Origin of the sequence: Proteus sp. G2626 (genome assembly GCF_009915985.1) — a bacterium.
In the GTDB taxonomy this organism is placed as follows: Bacteria; Pseudomonadota; Gammaproteobacteria; order Enterobacterales; family Enterobacteriaceae; genus Proteus; species Proteus vulgaris.
Genome location: NZ_JAABNH010000025.1, coordinates 37,408 through 53,121 on the forward strand (window position 1 = coordinate 37,408; position 15,714 = coordinate 53,121).

Below are 15,714 nucleotides of genomic sequence, written 5' to 3' on the forward strand. Positions count from 1 at the left end.
TGTTTAAGCAAAAAAAATGCCTGCCTATGCAGGTATTTTTTTGCCTAAAATTCCTATTTTTCCAGATGTTAAATAGAGTCAACCTTTTTTTTTTGTCTAATTATGAAAAAAATGTCTTGAAGTGTGAATGTATTTTAATGATATATTCAAGAAGCAAAACAACATCAACCTCACAAAACCCAAAAATATTCCGAATAAATGAGGTTACGCAATCATCACATTACACAAAAAGGAATAGCGGAATGAATATATCTGGCTCATTGTCTTCATTTTTAGAAGGGGTAGAAAAATATAACGCTCATCAGCCTGAGTATCATCAGGCGGTTCGTGAAGTTTTTACCACTTTGTGGCCTTTTTTAGAGAAAAACCCACAATATCGTGAACAATCATTACTTGAGCGCTTAGTTGAGCCTGAACGTATTATCCAATTTCGCGTTTGTTGGTTAGATGATAAAGGGCAAGTGCAAGTTAATCGTGCATGGCGTATTCAATTTAACTCAGCGATTGGACCTTACAAAGGGGGGATGCGTTTTCACCCTTCTGTGAATCTCTCCATCCTAAAATTCTTAGGTTTTGAGCAAACATTCAAAAATGCTTTAACAACATTACCAATGGGAGGCGCTAAAGGAGGATCTGACTTTAATCCTAAAGGTAAAAGCCACGGGGAAGTGATGCGCTTTTGCCAAGCTTTAATGACAGAGCTTTATCGCCATTTAGGCGCTAACACAGATGTTCCCGCAGGGGATATTGGGGTGGGTGCACGAGAAGTCGGCTTTATGGCCGGTATGATGAAAAAATTGTCTAATAGCAATGAATGTGTATTTACAGGCAAAGGTCTTTCATTCGGTGGCAGTTTAATCCGCCCAGAAGCGACAGGATACGGTTTAGTTTACTTTACTAACGCAATGCTTAAACGTCATGGTATGTCTCTTGAGGGGATGCGTGTGGCCGTTTCTGGTGCAGGTAATGTAGCACAATTCACCATCGAAAAATGTTTAGAGCTAGGTGCTACGGTTATTACAGCATCAGACTCAGGTGGTACGGTTGTTGATGAAGCTGGATTTACGACGGAAAAACTGGCACGTCTAACGGAAATTAAAAATAACTATGGCCGTGTTGAAGAATATGCCAAAGAATTTGGCTTAACCTATCTTGAAGGGCAACAACCTTGGGCTGTTCCTGTTGATATCGCTCTACCTTGTGCAACACAAAATGAATTAGATCTAGAGGCAGCAAAAGCCTTGATCAAAAATGGTGTTAAAGCGGTTGCTGAAGGCGCAAATATGCCAACAACGATTGCTGCAACAGATGCCTTTATTGAAGCCGGTGTTCTTTTTGCACCAGGTAAAGCAGCCAATGCTGGGGGGGTTGCAACCTCTGGTTTAGAAATGGCACAGAATGCGGCACGTTTAAGCTGGAAAGCAGAGAAAGTGGATGCGCGTTTACATCACATCATGTTAGATATTCACCATGCTTGTGTGAATTACGGTGGTGAAGGTAAGCAAACTAATTATATTCAAGGTGCGAACATTGCTGGCTTTGTAAAAGTTGCGGATGCAATGTTGGCACAAGGCGTGCTGTAAATCTCATTGATTCTGAACGGGTGTTTAACACCCGTCAGATCCCCTTGAATCTGCTACCCTCGTTTCCCTATCTTATCTTTTTCAAATTTTTCATCTGCTATCCTTAAAAAAGAGGCACTTTATAAAGTGGTTATTTTTGTAGGAGAAATTTATGGCAATGCAGATCGATTTTACTCTGCCAAATAAAGTCGCTGTTATTACTGGTGGAGCCACTGGAATAGGGTTATCTATTGCTAAGATGTTTATTCAGAAAGGGGCTAAAGTCGCGTTATTAGATAGATCAGATAAAGTAGAGCAAGTTGCTCAGCAATTAAATAGTGCGGTTGGTATTCAATGTGATGTCACAAATGAAGAGTCTGTACATCGTGCAGTTTATTCTGTAATTGAAGAATTTGGCCATATTGATATTTTGGTGAATTGCGCAGGTATTGTGGCGTTAGCGCCCGCGGGATCACTTTCTGTTGCGGACTGGAATAAAACGCTATCAGTTAATTTAACGGGGACATTCTTGTTATGCCAAGAAGTGGGACAATATATGTTACAACAAGGGCAAGGGAAGATTATCAATTTAGCCTCTCAAGCGGGAGTGATAGCTTTGCCCGAACATATTGCTTATTGTGCCACTAAAGCGGGTATTATCGGTATGACTAAAGTGTTAGCGTTAGAATGGGCACCTAAAGGTTTACAAATCAATGCAATATCCCCCACTATTGTGATGACCGATTTAGGAAAGCAGGCTTGGGAAGGAGAGAAAGGCGAAAAAATGAAAGCTCAAATTCCAGCTCAACGCTTTGCTGAACCAGAAGAGATTGCCGCTGCCGCTGTCTTTTTAGCGAGTAATGCTTCAGATATGATAAATGGTCATAATCTTGTTATTGATGGTGGGTATAGTATTCAATAATCAGAAAATAGAAGAAAAGCAGTGGTGGTGTAATAAAGGGGCTATAAAAGCCCCTTTATAATAAAAGGATAGCCTTAAACACAAGGATAAATATCAAAACGGTGATTTTTTGTGGTCACATTGGCATGAGCGAGTTGATTATTTAATGGCTCTGCATAATCAGGTCGTTTTACGACGACACGCTTTTTAGCTAAAGTGATTGCTGGTTCGAGTAATGCATCTGCATCTTCATCAGCACCCACTAAAGATTGAAACACTCGCATCTCTTTTTTTACTAATGCACTTTTCGCCTTATGTGGATACATCGGATCAAGATAGACGACATCAGGAGGAGGTGTGATCTCAGTGAGTGCTTGGGCAGAAGAGGCATGAATTAACGTCATTCTCTCTTGCATCCATTCGCCAATATCAGCATCAAGATAAGCACGTTTTAGGCCATCTTCAAGTAATGCAGCAACGACGGGGTGACGCTCTACCATTCTGACTTTGCAACCAATAGACGCTAATACAAACGCATCTCGACCAAGTCCTGCCGTCGCATCAACAACATCGGGTAGATAGTCTTTTTTGATCCCGACAGCTTTTGCTACCGCCTCACCTCGACCACCGCCAAATTTACGACGATGTGCCATTGTACCTTCTACGAAATCGACATAGATGCCCCCTAATTTAGGTTCATCTTGTTTGCGTAATTCAAGGTGAGTAGGCGTTAACACTAAAGCCATGATTTGCGTTTCGTCGTGAACTAATCCCCAACGTTGCGCTAAATCAGATAAGGCGCTGTTATCAGCGCCTTCTTCACAAAGTAAACAGATATTCACATATCATCCTTTAATGCCGTAGCCTTTGAGCATAGCATCAAGTTTTGGCTCACGACCACGGAAGCGTTTGAACAGCTCCATTGGCTCTTCTGAACCACCACGAGTTAAAATATTATCAAGGAATGATTGACCCGTTTCGCGGTTAAAAATACCTTCTTCAGAGAAACGAGAGAAGGCATCAGCAGCCAGGACATCCGCCCATAAATAGCTGTAATAACCTGCGGCATAGCCACCGGCAAAGATATGGCTAAAGGCATGAGGGAATCGCGCCCAAGGTGTTGAAGGAACAACAGAAACTTGCTCTTTCACACTGGTTAAGGTTTCCATCACACGAGCTCCCTTAGCGGGATCATATTCAGCATGTAAACGAAAATCAAACAGACCAAATTCTAATTGGCGTAATACAAACATTGCTGACTGATAATTTTTTGCTTTAAGCATATTATCAAGCATTGCCTGTGGTAATGGTTCGCCAGTTTCATAATGACCAGAAATAAAGGCTAACGCTTCTGGCTCCCAGCACCAGTTTTCCATAAATTGGCTTGGTAATTCAACGGCATCCCAAGGAACGCCATTAATACCTGCAACATCAGCGATATCAATTTGCGTTAACATATGATGTAAGCCATGACCAAACTCATGGAACAGTGTGGTGACTTCATTATGAGTAAACAGTGCTGGTTTATCACCTACAGGTTTATTGAAGTTACAGGTGAGATAAGCAACAGGGTTTTGTAGCTTGCCATCGGCATGACGCATTCTTCCCATGCAATCATCCATCCAAGCACCGCCACGTTTGTGTTCGCGTGCATATAAATCAAGATAGAAGCTACCACGTAAGGTGTTGCTTTCATCATAAAGCTCAAAGAAACGAACATCATCATGCCAAGTATCGATGTTGTTACGTTCTTTGGCTGTTAAACCATAGATACGATGAACAACTTCAAATAAGCCACTTAAAGCACGTTGTTCTGGGAAGTAAGGACGTAGTTGCTCATCATCGATTGAGAACAGGTGTTGTTTTTGCTTTTCGCTGTAGTAAGCCAGATCCCATGACTCTAATTTATCAACGCCATAGTGTTCTTTTGCAAATTGAGTGAGTTCAGCTAACTCTTCTTCACCTTGCGGGTGAGCTCGTTGTGCTAAGTCAGTTAAAAAACTAAGGACTTGCTCTGGAGACTCAGCCATTTTAGTAGCAAGTGACTTTTCAGCATAATTTTTAAAACCAAGCAGTTGAGAGAGTTCGTGGCGTAGTGCGAGGATCTCGGCAATAATTTCGCTATTATCCCACTGACCTGCATTTGGACCTTGATCGGAGGCACGCGTGCTATAAGCGATGCTCATCTCTTTTCTAAGTTCACGATTATCCGCATAAGTCATCACAGGAAGGTAGCTTGGCATATCAAGTGTTAACAGATAGCCGTCTTGCTCTTTAGATTGTGCGATAGCTTTTGCCGCATCAATAGCGCTTTGAGGTATACCTGATAAATCTTCTACATCAGTAATTAGTTTAGACCAACCCATTGTGGCATCTAATACATTATTACCGTATTTAGCACCTAACTCAGACATACGCGCACTGATTTCACCAAAACGCTGTTGTTTCTCTTTTGGTAAACCGATGCCTGATAATTCAAAGTCACGTAATGCATTTTCAATCGCTTTTTTCTGTGGTTGAGTTAACGCATTAAAATCCGCATTTTCTTTAATTGATTTATAAGCTTGATATAAGCCTTCGTGCTGTCCCATCCATGTACTGAATTCAGATAGTAACGGTAAACTTTGTTCATAGGCTTCACGTAGTTCAGCACAGTTTTTAACAGAGTTTAAATGGCTAACAGGGGACCAAACACGAGAAAGCTTATCGCCTGCTTCTGCTAATGGTTGGCAAAGGTTATCCCAGGTAAATTGAGTATTATCAGCCAGTAATTTTTCAACTGTTTCACGATATGTGGTTAAAACTTCGTTTAGTGCAGGAACGACATGTTCTGGTTTGATAAGGGAAAATGCAGGTAATCCCGTTGTGCTAAGTAATGGATTTGACATAAAAAACATCCTGTATTTTGGTTTGCAGTGACGTAAAACACACCACTGAGTTTATTCGTTATAGATAGTAAGATGAGGATGAAACTGTATAAGTTCAATAGTATCGCGGTAATTATCGGAGGTTTTACTCAAAAACGGGATTATTTTATTTGAAAGGGGTTTTATTGATTTGATGCACTTGGGATTAAAAATAATTCAGCGTATAATCATCTCGTTATTTCCTTTTGACCCATTCAAAAATGGAAGATCATCGTCCCCGGTGGGGCGGCTGGACTTCAAATCCAGATGGGGCCGCCAGCGGTCCTTGGCAGGTTCGACTCCTGTGATCTTCCGCCAATTAAGTTCAATACAACTCCACAAAACTCAAGTAATCCCTTATAATACCAGCCATTAATACACTTCCCAGTCTCCTGATGTCAACCTACATCAATAGGTTTTTGGGGGCATATCAGGGGGCACTAAAAATTCACCCCAAAATGAGGTGCTCCCAATGACATTAACAGCCCGTCAGGTTGAGACTGCAAAGCCTAAAGAGAAGTCATATAAACTCTTTGATGGTGGTGGTTTATACCTTGTTACCGCTAAAGGCTCACGCTACTGGAGAATGAAGTATCGCTTTGGTGGTAAATAAAAAAGATTAGCTTTTGGTGTTTTTCCTACTGTGACACTTGCTGAAGCACGTGAAATGAGAAACCAAGCAAAAAAGGTACTCGCAGCTGGTGGTGATCCCGGAGAGGTGAAAAAAGAAGAGAAGGCGATTCAAAAGCTCAGTACAGGGAATACGTTTGAAGCTATTGCTCGCGAATGGCATAAATCTAAAGCAGATCGCTGGTCACTGCGTTATTGTGATGAAATTATTGATACCTTTGAAAAGGATATCTTTCCTTATATTGGTAAACGCCCAATAGCGAAAATCAAGCCGTTAGAGCTGCTGGAAACGCTGCGTAAAATGGAGAGGCGCGGAGCCTTAGAGAAGATGCGTAAAGTCCGCCAGCGTTGCGGTGAAGTGTACAGATACGCGATCATCACTGGCAGGGCAGAATACAATCCTGCTCCTGATCTGGCAACAGCGCTTACCCCACCGAAGAAACAACATTTTCCATTCTTAACCGCTGAAGAGTTACCTTATTTTCTGAAGGATCTAGCTGGATATACAGGCAGCATGATCACTAAAACAGCAACTAAAATTATTTTGCTCACTGCTGTTCGGACTCAAGAACTTCGCTTTGCTCGTTGGTAGGATATCGATTTAGAAAAAGGGATTTTGGGAATTCCGGCTGAAGTGATGAAAATGAAGCGACCGCATGTTGTGCCATTATCTAAACAGGTGATCGAGCTATTTAATTCACTTAAGCCGCTATCAGGGCATTATGAGCTTGTCTTTATAGGCCGTAATGACCATAGAAAACCAATCAGTAAGGAAAGCGTAAATCAGGTTATTGAGTTACTTGGGTATGCAGGCTAACAGGGCATGGCTTCCGCCACACAATGAGCACGATATTGCATGAGAAAGGATATAACTCGGCATGGATTGAAACTCAGCTCGCGCATATCGATAAGAACGCGATCTGTGGCACGTATAATCATGCTCAATATATGGATGGACGCAGGGAAATGATGCAGTGGTATGCGGATTACATGGATGAGTTGGAGGGGAGGTTGGGTAATGTTGTTGATGTGAATTTTAAATAACACCACTCAATCCCATTAATTTCAGGAAGTTGATCCCATAATTGGGTACCTAAGACAATGATTAATTGTGGTTTCAATTCTTGAACTACATTTAAAACTGTGCGAAATCAGAGTTAATATCAACATTAATACTCTACAAGGCACCACGGTACTCACTTGAGGGTTCATCAAACCACCAATTTTTATTTTTAAAATAATCAATCAATTTAGGGGTTAACATTTACCCTCCTTTTTTACAGCAATTAATCAGATTTCTACGATTGAGTTCTTCTTCAGCTCTTTGCCTCCAGTAATCTTTCCGATCTGCATCAAAAAGATTACGATCTACAGGATTGATAGGGTGAGCATCCGGTTAATGTGGATGTAAAGCATTACTATATCTATATTGTTCGTGCGTTGGTGTTGATAACTCAAATAAAGGCCCTAAGCCATTTTGTTTAGAGTGATGTAGACTCACGATCTCATATTTACCATTTTTCACCACCATAGGACTTCGACCATCTTCGAGGACGATTTGAAGATTCGTTTTTACACCATCTCGCGTATTAACTTTTAAATCCCAGTCAATTGGTTGTTGATAGACAGTATATGTAATATCGGAAGGACCTGTAAAAGTTGAGCCTGTAAATAAACTACTAAGACCTAATGGATCAACCCACCCAATAGGACAATGCACATACCCATACGGATTAAAGCCACCTAATAATCCAATAGGATCTGGTGAAATATATTGCCCTGTATCCTTATCATAGTAGCGAAAGCGATTGTAATACAAGCCACTTTCTTTATCTTCATATTGTCCGGCAAATCGAAAATGGCATTCGGTATATTCAGGATCGTTATCGGCATAATCATCATGAGATTGCCAAAACGCCATTTGTCCCCAGGTATTTAACCGTCCTGCCCAGCTGACAATGCCTTTTTCGCTAAAGATTTCGCGTGGCGTGCCTTGATGGTCAGTGACGACATAATGCAGTTTTCCACGTTGATAACGTGCTGTTGGGGTAATTTCATTGGGTTGGTAGAGCCACTGAATTTGAGCGTCATAAGCGGGTGTGCCATCGGCATAAATCGGAGTTTCCTGCACCATCTGGTCGCCAGACCACAGGTAATCAACACGCTGAATGCGTTTGTTTTTAAACGGTGAATTGGGCGGTGTAATAGGGTGATTATCGACCACCTTGCTTTTACTGAGGCGTCGTCCAAAGGCATCGTAAGTGTAACGCCAGCATTCCCCTTCAGGGTTAAAACAGGCGATAAGTTGGTTAAGCGTATTCCATATTCCATTGGTAATACCACGTTTTTGCCCGAAAACCGTGTTGGTGAACCACTTTTTGGGTTAATCGACCATTAATGTCGTAGTGATAGTCTTGATAACCTTTGGCGGTGATACGGCGAGTGACACGGCCTTTTTGTTGGCGACCTTGCGGATCGGTAACTGTGGTTAAATTACCTTTGTCGTCGTAGGTCAGTTGCCATTTATCGCCAAAAGGGGAGACATAACAAGTGAGTTGTCCATTGTCATTATATTCATAACCCACTTTACGCTAAGGAGTTTGATTTTTGCTTTTTCGATTTCTTTCATTATTAATTAACCATGAACAAATTTATGGTTGGCAAGTATACACTATTCTACGTAAGAGCGTGAAAAGGGGCCGGTTTGTTGCATCAAAGCTGATATTGAATTCACTATTTTTTCTTATTGAGCATCGACTTTAAATCAGCAAAAGGATTATAAGTGGCTACACCGACATCATCTTGTGCATCTTCACCAGCGACAACAGTTGTGCCGTATTGGTCTGCTTCTGTGTATTTAGAGTGTTCGTGATCATGGCAAAACAGACACAATAACTCCCAGTTACTACCGTCTTCTGGGTTATTGGTATGGTCGTGATCAATATGATGAACGGTGAGCTCACGTAAGTTCGAATAGACAAACTCACGCGCACAACGTCCACATACCCATGGGTAGATTTTCAGTGCTTTTTCACGGTAGCCACTTTCCAACCGTGCATAGTTTTTTGGGATCAGAGCCATTGTTAGTATTACCTGTTATAAGAGAAAGTTTAACGATAGTTTTTTCAATATACTCTGAATGCACGGATAGGTTCAATCTCATAAGTCCTGTTTACTTCAATAAACCACCAATATTACAATCTGATGCACTCTTGGAAATTACAGGTATAATTTTAAAAATGACTGAGCAGATTTAGGCATAAAAATGGCAAAACTTACCTTACAAGAGCAAATGTTAAAAGCAGGGCTTGTGACCAGCAAAAAAATGGCAAAAGTCCAAAGAACGGCAAAAAAATCACGTGTTCAGGCACGAGAAGCAAGAGAAGCCGTAGAAGAAAATAAAAAAGCCCAACTTGAGCGCGATAAACTGCTGAGTGAGCAACAAAAGCAAGCAACCTTATCTAAAGAATATAAAGCGCAAGTTAAACAACTTATTGAGATGAATAGAATTACGCCAGCAAAAGGCGATATTGATTTTAATTTCACTGATAACAATGTGATTAAAAATATCGTGGTGGATAAACTGACGCAATCTCAATTAATTAGTGGGCGCCTCGCCATTGCTCGTTTGGATACTGCAAATAAAACGGAATACGCGATTATTCCAGCCAGTGTGGCGGATAAAATTACACAAAGAGATGTGGACTGTATCTTGTTAAATAATACACTTAGTAAGACAGAACAAGATGAAGACGATCCTTATGCTGATTTTAAAATACCAGATGATTTGATGTGGTAATAAGCAATGTAGCTTATTACCTCAAAGGCATAGTTTGTATACGCATTGTGCTTTATACTGCATCTGGAAATTTTTGTAGATAAAACGATTAAGTAGGCGATAATGGCAATGAACGGAATAATCACAAAGTGGTTTGAAGATAAAGGTTTTGGATTTATTAAAGATGAAAATGGTGACAACCGTTATTTTCATGTGATTAAAGTTGCCAACCCTGCGTTGATAAAGGTAGATGCAAATGTCACCTTTGAACCGACCACCAATACCAAAGGTTTATCTGCGTATGCGGTTAAAGTGATACCTGATAGCAAATACGTTTATATTGCAGGCGAGCGAATTAAGCTAACGTCAATTAAATCCTATCGAATTTACAGTGAAGAAGTGCCTGCCGATACGCGTATTGATAAAGAAAATACGGTACTTTCTGTGGGTATTTTAATGAATAGCATTAGACCCAAATCAGCAGATAACGCTAATGATATGCGTATGTTGAGAAAGCTTGCGATCACCACAATGCACGGTACAGAGATAGTTTTTACGGAAGATGAACTTGATATTGAGGAAACCGTAAAAGCACTTAAACTCTAATATCGATATTTAAAACGGGCTCTCGCAACGCGCTTTTATTGGTGCTTGGCTAATAGGGTGAACAAAATGAAGTTCACTCGCATGAAGCATGAGTCTTGGAGCCCGTTTAGTTTCTTCAATTAAGTCGCAGTCGCACCCACCATATAAATCACAACCTAAAATAGGATGCCCTATAAACTGGCTGTGAATACGTAGTTGATGAGTCCTTCCTGTTTCAGGCATAAATTGTACGCGGGTTAAAGGTAATAACGTTCCATTTTCTTGTGTATGATATAAACGTTCAATAACCTGATAACCAGAGCGTGCTGGTTTACCATTAAGGGAGCAAATCGACATACGTGGAAATAGAGCCGGATCTTTTGCTATTGATGCATCTATTATGCCTTCATTTTCCTTCAAATGGCCACACAGTAGCGCACTATATACTTTGGTTACTTTACGTTGGCTAAACTGCTGACATAAAAGAGCATTGATTGACTTATTGCGTGCCACAACCATTAACCCTGATGTCCCAAAATCAAGCCGATGAACAAGCGTACATCCCGGAAATAGCTTCACTAATCGATAATGTACTGAGTCTATATTTTGTGGATTTTTTCCTGATAAGCTCAATAATCCTGTTGGTTTATTAATAAGAACTAAATGCTCGTCTTGATAGAGGATCTCGATTTCATCATGGCAAGGTGGGGCAATAAAAGTATCGATAATCGTAGACATCAGCTTATCCGCAGAAAAAGAAGGAAGTGGATGATAGCGAATTTTAAGTTAACAGGCGAATGTAGAGATATACTCTTAATAATTTGAATATAATGATTATAAACTAATCTTGGGGGCAACCAATGAACAATGAAATCCATTTTAAATATTATGACATGGTAGAAGAGTATTCACTGGAATCAACCGAGCCTGTTGCTGAATCTGAAGAAGATGCACTTGCTCTCTATTTTCAATTACTGCTTACTCGGCTAATGAACAACGAAGAAATCAGTGAAACGGCGCAGCAAGAGATGGCAAAAGAGGCGGGTATTAATAAAAAACGTATTGATGATATCGCGATGTTTCTTAATCGCTGGGGTAATGAATAATACGTATTGAGCTCATTAAAAAAATGGGCTCAATAATAGCTCAATTCACAAAAAACAACGCTGATCCTACATAACTGTATGATTTAACGTATACTCGTTATTGATTTTATTTCACATAAGCGTACGAAAAGAACGGACATACTTTTGGAATGTTCGCCTCTTTATCGGATGTTTTATATTCAATTGGTTGGGTGAGATATGCTGGATTTCCTAAAGAATTATGACAATTTAACCATCAGCGAAAAAAAAGTATTAAAATATCTCACCGATAATATTGCGGATATACCCTATTTAAATATTAATGATTTAGTTGCAAAAACCTTTGTATCAAAAACGGTTATCATTAATTTATCGCAAAAGTTAGGATTTAGCGGGTTTAAAGAGCTTAAATTCCAAATTAATAATTATATATTGACGCAAAATAAAATTGAGAAAACGAGCACTGCATCTTATAAAAAGCAATTAGAAAAAAATATTAATAAAACATTTACTTTAATTAATGAAGAGCATATTCGAGAATGTGCGAAAACCTTACGTCACTCTAGAAATATTTTTATTGTGGCAAGAGGAACGAGTAAAGCGGTCGGTTATTACCTGGAACACCTTTTATTTGCTTTAGGTTTACACTGCTTTTTTATTAATGATTATAATTTATCTGATTCATTTACTCGCCTTGTTAATGAAGATGATACGGTTATCTTTATCTCCCTTTCTGGTGGCACCAAGAAAATTATAGAAACAGCAAAAATTGTACAGTTAAAAGATGCAAATATTATTAGTATGACGGCATTTAACACCAATGAATTAACGAGTTATGCAAGCCATGCTCTGTTTTGTTTTGCCGATAATCACGATACCAAAAAAGACGATACTAAATCACGTATTGGTTTTTTTATGCTGGTGGATTTACTGATAAATGAGTTAGAAATTTTACTTTAAGTTTTAATAGGCGGGCAATTCTATTAATTAAATCTTCTTTTTATTCTTAATATGTAAAAAGCATTAATCTATCTGATTAAAATAATGATAAGTTATTTTAAAAACAACCTTCTTTTTTCAATATTAATATTAAGATCTAGGATCATTCTTCATTACCGAAATAAAAAATTGTCAATTATTATTAATTGAAATGTTTATTAAAAAGACCTAAGTCATAAAAAATGACCTGAGATAATATTTAAAACCGCCACGTCATTCATTTCCTATAATCCCTAAGCTAGAGTACCTCAGTAATTCTTTTATATTCGAGAAGTCATAAGGAAAAAAATATGGCCAGGAAAAAGTTCAGCGAATCTATTCAGCGCTTTGGTAGAACCCTACTTCTACCAATCGGTGTATTAGCACCTATCGGTATGATCTTGGGGATCAGTGGTGCTTTAGTTCAGTCTTATATGATTGCACGCTTTCCTTTCTTAGGAAATGAAACAGTCAATGCTTTATTAGTCAGTATCCGTTCTATTGCAGGTGTGGTGTTTGACAATATTCCACTTCTATTTGCAATGGGGGTGGCATATGGAATGAGCCATAAAGATAAGGGGATCGCGGTCTTTGCCTCCGTGGTGGGTTATTTAACCTTGATAAGTACAATCAATATCTGGTTAGTATTGACTGGAAAACTGGCTGATCCTGCCATTATGACGCAGGTTGGGCAAATCAAGGTTCTGGGTATACAAACCATGAATATCAGTGCCGCAGGGGGGATTATTACAGGATTAATCGCCGCATGGGCAACGGATAAATTCTATAACCTTGAATTACCAACGGCATTTGCCTTCTTCTCTGGGAAAAAATCTGTCGCCATTATTATGGTTGGATTAATGATTGGCGTAGGTGCATTGTTGCCATTTATTTGGGAAGTATTAGTCATGGGCTTAACTAAGCTCTCAGCTGTCTTCTTAAGTCCTGTTGGGCCTTTCTTTACCGCAGGTGGTGAGCGTCTATTTATTCCATTTGGTTTACACCACGTCTGGAACGTGCTGTTTAGATTTACTGAAGCCGGTGGTTCTTATGTGATTGATGGGCAAACCTATGTGGGTGTTGTTCCAGCAATGACAGAAGTATTATTTAACCAAGGGCCAAGTAGTGAATATTGGGCAATGATGCCAAGCTTGACGCGTTTTATGGCTCAGCAACAAATGTTGGTTACGTTATTCTTATTTCCTGCGATTGCATTAGCAATTTATAAAACCTCGAAAAAAGAGAACCGCGCTGAAGTTAAATCAATGCTGGTGACGATGGTCTTAACTGCAATGTTAGGTAACGTGACCGAACCTCTTGAATTTACCTTCGTCTTTATCGCACCGTTACTTTATTTAATTTACGCGATTATCGTGGGTATTGGCGCAGTTCTGCTCTCTTTTGCTGGTGTTGCAATTGGTTATATCCGAGGCACCGTCTTTGATTTCACTATCTTTGGTTTACTGTACGAACACACTAACTGGATCTTCTTAGTGCTGATTGGTAGTGCACTTGCGGTTGTGACCTACTTCATTTTCTACTGGGCTATCATCAAATTCGATATCAAAACCCCAGGTAGAGAAGAATCAAGCAATATGAAAAACACGCTAATCAAAGAAAAACGTTATGGTGAAATTGCAGAAATCTTAATTCAAGCGTTAGGTGGCAAACAAAACATTCGTAATGTTGATAACTGTATTACACGGCTACGTATTGATATTAATGAAGTTAATCAAATAGATAAAGAATTAATATTGGAGTCTGGATGTACAGCATTCTTCTTTCCGGCAGCAAACCATGTCCATGTTGTTTATGGCCCTAAAGTCGAATTTGTTCGCAATGCTGTTGATGAAGCAATGAAGAAATAAAAGGATACATGATGAGAGCGTTATACGATTCTAAAAGTAAAACAATCGACGATCGCGGTATAAAAAATCTGCTGTCCAATGAAGCTAAATATTCAACTTGGTTAATGTTTGAAGCAATGTTAGCGCAAGCGCAAGCTGAATATGGTTTTATTCCACAGTCTGCCGCAGATGAAATTAAAGAAAAGGCGATTATTGAGAATATTGATTTTGAAGAGATGAACCGTATTTATCAAAAAATCGGTCATGGTTTTGTGCCTTTCTTAAAAGTACTGGTGAATGCGTGCTCTGAAGAGAGTGGTAAATATGTGCACTATGGCATTACCACGCAAAATATACAGCAAAGTTCGCAGTTGTATATGATGAAAACGGTACACAATAAGTTCATGTTATTATTGAGTGAAATTATTGAAAACTTGTCTAATCTTGCTGAAAAGACAAAACACATGGTAATGGCTGGTAGAACGCACGGTCGTCATGCTATTCCTATTACTTATGGGTACAAAGTTTCAGTATGGATCAGTGATTTTATTGATTGCTACCAACGTATGAAAGAGTGCGAAAAGCGAGTATTCACCATTATGATGGGGGGGGCAGTAGGTGCTTTTAACTCAATGCCAGAAGTTGGGATGAAAGTACAAAAACGTGTTGCTGAATTAGTGGGTATGCAAGCAATGGAAGTGCCATCACGTAATTTAAGCACGCACAAATTAGAATACATGATGAACTTAGCGCTGATGGCAAATATCTGCCATAAAATTGGTGAAGAAGTTTACAGCACTACATTGGAAGAAATTGCTGAGGTTTCTGAAGGGTTTACAAAAGGCACGGTAGGAAGTAGCACGATGCCTCATAAAATTAATCCAAAATTAGCGAAAGGAATTATTGCTAACTCTCAGAAATTATATTCGTTGCCTAATGTGGGAATGTACTCTGCGGTAAGACCATATGAAGGTGATAGCAGTTCTTATATGTTATTCGATGGCTTAATTGAAGAATCGTTAGAATTAACAACAGAAATTTTATTAAGAACAGAAGAGCTTTCAAGAACTATCGTTCCTCATGAAGAGAGAATGCTACATAACGTGATGAGAAATAAAGGTTTAGATAATACTGAATACGTTATGATGAAAATGGCAGAAAAACTGGGTAAAGATAAAGCGCATTCACTGTTATATGAAGAAGCCATTAAAACGGCCGCAGATGGTGAAGATTTTTATACTAACCTGATGAAAAATGACACCATTACCGCGGCTTTTAATGCAGATGAAATTAAGGCCATGCTTGATCCTCGCTCTTATATCGGTTTATCCGTTGAGCTTGCTGAAAAAGAAGCAAAACGAGGTTTTGTGATCTCACAAGAAATTAAACAAAGTTATAAATAACAAAAAGTTATCAATTAGCTACAAATAAACAAGTATCCG

At 39.3% G+C, this 15,714-nt stretch carries 14 protein-coding genes, 1 tRNA gene and 1 pseudogene; 10 read left to right on the plus strand and 6 right to left on the minus strand.

Annotated features, from left to right (window positions below):
• Nucleotides 1-242 precede the first annotated feature (242 nt).
• Both gdhA and GWJ05_RS10015 read left to right on the plus strand, forming a co-directional pair.
• Nucleotides 243-1,583: an NADP-specific glutamate dehydrogenase gene (gene gdhA, locus GWJ05_RS10010; protein ID WP_036933605.1), complete on the plus strand. Its 1,341-nt coding sequence runs from the start codon at nucleotides 243-245 to the stop codon at nucleotides 1,581-1,583.
• 151 nt (nucleotides 1,584-1,734) lie between these two features.
• Entirely contained in the window at nucleotides 1,735-2,484 is a 750-nt protein-coding gene (locus GWJ05_RS10015; RefSeq protein WP_161681393.1) for an SDR family oxidoreductase, read from the plus strand.
• A gap of 74 nt (nucleotides 2,485-2,558) precedes the next feature.
• Here GWJ05_RS10015 and rsmJ read toward each other — a convergent pair whose 3' ends face one another.
• On the minus strand, nucleotides 2,559-3,305 hold the full coding sequence (gene rsmJ, locus GWJ05_RS10020) for a 16S rRNA (guanine(1516)-N(2))-methyltransferase RsmJ (RefSeq protein ID WP_036933608.1): 747 nt from the start codon (nucleotides 3,303-3,305) through the stop codon (nucleotides 2,559-2,561).
• A gap of 3 nt (nucleotides 3,306-3,308) precedes the next feature.
• The gene (gene prlC / locus GWJ05_RS10025) at nucleotides 3,309-5,351 is read right to left on the minus strand and encodes an oligopeptidase A (RefSeq protein WP_036933610.1); all 2,043 of its coding nucleotides are present in this window, start codon (nucleotides 5,349-5,351) and stop codon (nucleotides 3,309-3,311) included.
• Nucleotides 5,352-5,592: 241 nt separating this feature from the next.
• Between prlC and GWJ05_RS10030 the strand changes: the two genes are divergently transcribed.
• A tRNA-Sec gene (locus GWJ05_RS10030) sits at nucleotides 5,593-5,687 on the plus strand.
• A 154-nt stretch (nucleotides 5,688-5,841) separates the two neighbouring features.
• Nucleotides 5,842-7,043, plus strand: a pseudogene (locus GWJ05_RS10035) (tyrosine-type recombinase/integrase).
• A 352-nt stretch (nucleotides 7,044-7,395) separates the two neighbouring features.
• Here the strand turns inward: GWJ05_RS10035 and GWJ05_RS18735 are convergent.
• From GWJ05_RS18735 to yajD, 3 genes are all read right to left on the minus strand, one after another.
• Nucleotides 7,396-8,223 (minus strand): RHS repeat-associated core domain-containing protein, encoded by an 828-nt coding sequence (locus GWJ05_RS18735; RefSeq protein ID WP_224215409.1) that lies wholly within the window; start codon nucleotides 8,221-8,223, stop codon nucleotides 7,396-7,398.
• A gap of 85 nt (nucleotides 8,224-8,308) precedes the next feature.
• On the minus strand, nucleotides 8,309-8,584 hold the full coding sequence (locus tag GWJ05_RS18575) for an RHS repeat domain-containing protein (protein WP_224215408.1): 276 nt from the start codon (nucleotides 8,582-8,584) through the stop codon (nucleotides 8,309-8,311).
• A gap of 148 nt (nucleotides 8,585-8,732) precedes the next feature.
• A complete protein-coding gene (yajD, locus tag GWJ05_RS10045; RefSeq protein WP_036933612.1) occupies nucleotides 8,733-9,080 on the minus strand; it encodes an HNH nuclease YajD in 348 nt (115 codons plus the stop codon).
• Between the two features lie 184 nt (nucleotides 9,081-9,264).
• Between yajD and GWJ05_RS10050 the strand changes: the two genes are divergently transcribed.
• Together GWJ05_RS10050 and GWJ05_RS10055 are read left to right on the plus strand one after the other, a co-directional pair.
• Nucleotides 9,265-9,798, plus strand: coding sequence for a DUF2058 domain-containing protein (locus GWJ05_RS10050; RefSeq protein WP_036933614.1), 534 nt, complete (start codon nucleotides 9,265-9,267; stop codon nucleotides 9,796-9,798).
• Between the two features lie 102 nt (nucleotides 9,799-9,900).
• On the plus strand, nucleotides 9,901-10,383 hold the full coding sequence (locus tag GWJ05_RS10055; RefSeq protein WP_036933615.1) for a cold-shock protein: 483 nt from the start codon (nucleotides 9,901-9,903) through the stop codon (nucleotides 10,381-10,383).
• 9 nt (nucleotides 10,384-10,392) lie between these two features.
• Here GWJ05_RS10055 and GWJ05_RS10060 read toward each other — a convergent pair whose 3' ends face one another.
• Nucleotides 10,393-11,100, minus strand: coding sequence for an RluA family pseudouridine synthase (locus GWJ05_RS10060; protein WP_103005176.1), 708 nt, complete (start codon nucleotides 11,098-11,100; stop codon nucleotides 10,393-10,395).
• 122 nt (nucleotides 11,101-11,222) lie between these two features.
• On the opposite strand from GWJ05_RS10060, the gene GWJ05_RS10065 reads away from it, so the two are divergent.
• The 4 genes from GWJ05_RS10065 to GWJ05_RS10080 all read left to right on the plus strand — a co-directional run bounded on the left by GWJ05_RS10065 (nucleotide 11,223) and on the right by GWJ05_RS10080 (nucleotide 15,675).
• Nucleotides 11,223-11,468 carry a DUF2543 family protein gene (locus tag GWJ05_RS10065; RefSeq protein ID WP_036933617.1) on the plus strand — a complete coding sequence of 82 codons (246 nt, stop codon included), beginning with the start codon at nucleotides 11,223-11,225 and terminating at the stop codon, nucleotides 11,466-11,468.
• Between the two features lie 198 nt (nucleotides 11,469-11,666).
• Nucleotides 11,667-12,407 (plus strand): MurR/RpiR family transcriptional regulator, encoded by a 741-nt coding sequence (locus GWJ05_RS10070; RefSeq protein ID WP_036933618.1) that lies wholly within the window; start codon nucleotides 11,667-11,669, stop codon nucleotides 12,405-12,407.
• 329 nt (nucleotides 12,408-12,736) lie between these two features.
• A complete protein-coding gene (locus GWJ05_RS10075; RefSeq protein WP_161681394.1) occupies nucleotides 12,737-14,293 on the plus strand; it encodes a PTS transporter subunit EIIC in 1,557 nt (518 codons plus the stop codon).
• An 11-nt stretch (nucleotides 14,294-14,304) separates the two neighbouring features.
• Nucleotides 14,305-15,675 (plus strand): class-II fumarase/aspartase family protein, encoded by a 1,371-nt coding sequence (locus GWJ05_RS10080; RefSeq protein WP_036933621.1) that lies wholly within the window; start codon nucleotides 14,305-14,307, stop codon nucleotides 15,673-15,675.
• Nucleotides 15,676-15,714: the final 39 nt, after the last annotated feature.

Coding starts and splice junctions, on each gene's coding strand:
- gdhA (WP_036933605.1), top strand. CDS start 243: ATGAATATATCTGGCTCATTGTCTTCATTTTTAGAAGGGGTAGAAAAA.
- GWJ05_RS10015 (WP_161681393.1), top strand. CDS start 1,735: ATGGCAATGCAGATCGATTTTACTCTGCCAAATAAAGTCGCTGTTATT.
- prlC (WP_036933610.1), bottom strand. CDS start 5,351: ATGTCAAATCCATTACTTAGCACAACGGGATTACCTGCATTTTCCCTT.
- yajD (WP_036933612.1), bottom strand. CDS start 9,080: ATGGCTCTGATCCCAAAAAACTATGCACGGTTGGAAAGTGGCTACCGT.
- GWJ05_RS10050 (WP_036933614.1), top strand. CDS start 9,265: ATGGCAAAACTTACCTTACAAGAGCAAATGTTAAAAGCAGGGCTTGTG.
- GWJ05_RS10055 (WP_036933615.1), top strand. CDS start 9,901: ATGGCAATGAACGGAATAATCACAAAGTGGTTTGAAGATAAAGGTTTT.
- GWJ05_RS10060 (WP_103005176.1), bottom strand. CDS start 11,100: ATGTCTACGATTATCGATACTTTTATTGCCCCACCTTGCCATGATGAA.
- GWJ05_RS10065 (WP_036933617.1), top strand. CDS start 11,223: ATGAACAATGAAATCCATTTTAAATATTATGACATGGTAGAAGAGTAT.
- GWJ05_RS10070 (WP_036933618.1), top strand. CDS start 11,667: ATGCTGGATTTCCTAAAGAATTATGACAATTTAACCATCAGCGAAAAA.
- GWJ05_RS10075 (WP_161681394.1), top strand. CDS start 12,737: ATGGCCAGGAAAAAGTTCAGCGAATCTATTCAGCGCTTTGGTAGAACC.
- GWJ05_RS10080 (WP_036933621.1), top strand. CDS start 14,305: ATGAGAGCGTTATACGATTCTAAAAGTAAAACAATCGACGATCGCGGT.